At 52.7% G+C, this 2500-nt stretch carries 2 rRNA genes (1 of these 2 cut by a window edge); both read right to left on the minus strand.

The features are described 5' to 3' along the window. Window positions 1–74 precede the first annotated feature (74 nt). Window positions 75–190: ribosomal RNA gene (gene rrf, locus ASG47_RS07395) — 5S ribosomal RNA — on the minus strand. A gap of 109 nt (window positions 191–299) precedes the next feature. Further along, a 23S ribosomal RNA gene (locus ASG47_RS07400) occupies window positions 300–2500 on the minus strand; it runs 522 nt beyond the window's last position.

Raw genomic sequence — 2500 nt, forward strand, 5'->3', positions numbered from 1 at the left:
AAACAGCAAAGCCCCGGTTCTTTCGAACCGGGGCTTTGCTGTTTTGTATCGTAGAGAGGATGTGTTTTTAGCAGACCTTGCAGTGACCTACTCTCCCAAGTCTTGAGACTTAGTACCATTGGCGCGGAGGGATTTGACGGTCGAGTTCGGGATGGGATCGGGTCTTGGGCCCCTCGCAAGAACCACAAGGTCAGCGAAAAACACATTTCGTGATAATTGGTCTTTTGTAACTTCTGATCTGCTGAACCCTTAGGTTCGGCGAGGAACCGTACGTTTTGTACGGATATAGATTAATGAGAACGATCAAGCCGATCGAGCTATTAGTAACAGTAAGCTTCAAGCATTGCTGCTCTTCCACACCTGTCCTATCAACGTGGTGGTCTTCCACGGCTCTGATAGGGAATACTCGTTTTGAGGGGGGCTTCCTGCTTAGATGCTTTCAGCAGTTATCCCGTCCGAACTTAGCTACCCTGCAATGCGGCTGGCGCCACAACAGGTCCACCAGAGGTTCGTCCATCCCGGTCCTCTCGTACTAGGGACAGCTCCTCTCAATATTCCAACACCCACGGCAGATAGGGACCGAACTGTCTCACGACGTTCTGAACCCAGCTCACGTACCACTTTAAATGGCGAACAGCCATACCCTTGGGACCTGCTCCAGCCCCAGGATGTGATGAGCCGACATCGAGGTGCCAAACAATGCCGTCGCTATGGACGCTTGGGCATTATCAGCCTGTTATCCCCAGAGTACCTTTTATTCGTTGAGCGATGGCCCTTCCACACGGGACCACCGGATCACTATGACCGACTTTCGTCTCTGCTCGACTTGTCAGTCTCGCAGTCAGGCAGGCTTATGCCATTGCACTCAGCGGACGATTTCCGACCGTCCTGAGCCCACCATCGCGCGCCTCCGTTACTCTTTGGGAGGCGACCGCCCCAGTCAAACTACCCACCATGCGCTGTCCCGGACACTGTTATGCCGCGGTTAGACATCTATGACGATAAGGGTGGTATCTCATCTTGCGGCTCCACCAAGGCTAGCGCCCTGGCTTCAAAGCCTACCACCTATCCTGCACATGCCGACACAAATGCCAGCGCAAAGCTATAGTAAAGGTTCATGGGGTCTTTCCGTCTGACCGCAGGAACCCCGCATCTTCACGGGGAATTCAATTTCGCTGAGTCTATACTGGAGACAGTGGGGAAGTCGTTACGCCATTCGTGCAGGTCGGAACTTACCCGACAAGGAATTTCGCTACCTTAGGACCGTTATAGTTACGGCCGCCGTTTACCGGGGCTTCAATTCAGGGCGTTAACCCCTCCTTTTAACCTTCCGGCACCGGGCAGGCGTCAGACCCTATACGTCGTTTTGCAACTTCGCAGAGCCCTGTGTTTTTGATAAACAGTCGCCACCCCCTCTTTTGTGACACCCCGACACCGGTTGCCCGATGTGAGGTCACGCTTATCCCGAAGTTACGCGTGCAATTTGCCGAGTTCCTTCAGTATAGTTCTCTCAAGCGCCTTGGTATACTCTACCAGTCCACCTGTGTCGGTTTAGGGTACGGTCTATGTTGGTGGAGCTATTTCCTGGAACCGGCTCACTGCACTCCCAATCCGATAAGGGAATACAGCTCTGCGCGATCCGTCACTACCACCAGGCCCACGAATATTAACGTGGTTCCCATCGTCTACGCATTTCTGCCTCGACTTAGGGGCCGGCTAACCCTGCGCTGATTAGCATTGCGCAGGAACCCTTGGACTTTCGGCGAAAGTGTCTCTCACACTTTTTGTCGCTACTCATGTCATCATTCGCACTTCCGATACCTCCACGGCCCCTCACAGGTACCGCTTCACAGGCTTACGGAACGCTCCGCTACCGCTTGCAACAAGTTGCAAACCCTAAGCTTCGGTGCATAGTTTTAGACCCGGTACATCTTCGCCGCAGGACCACTTGACCAGTGAGCTGTTACGCTATCTTTAAAGGATGGCTGCTTCTAAGCCAACCTCCTGGTTGTCTGAGTAGTCCCACATGCTTTCCCACTTAACTATGACTTGGGGACCTTAGCTGTAGGTTAGGGTTGTTTCCCTTTTGACGATGGACGTTAGCACCCACCGTCTGTCTCCCAGATAGTACTCTCGGGTATTCGGAGTTTGGTTAGGTTTGGTAAGTCGGTGAGACCCCCTAGCCCATCCAGTGCTCTACCCCCCGAGGTATTCGTCTGAGGCGATACCTAAATATCTTTCGCGGAGAACCAGCTATTTCCGAGTTTGATTGGCCTTTCACCCCTAGGAACAAGTCATCCCCGTCTTTTTCAACAGACGTGGGTTCGGCCCTCCAGTAAGTGTTACCTTACCTTCAGCCTGCTCATACCTAGATCACTCGGTTTCGGGTCTAATCCGTCTAACTTAACGCCCTATTCAGACTCGCTTTCGCTGCGCCTACACCTAACGGCTTAAGCTTGCTAGACAGACTAAGTCGATGACCCATTATACAAGAGGTACG

The sequence above is a fragment of the Devosia sp. Leaf420 genome (assembly GCF_001425445.1).
Classification (GTDB): Bacteria; Pseudomonadota; Alphaproteobacteria; order Rhizobiales; family Devosiaceae; genus Devosia.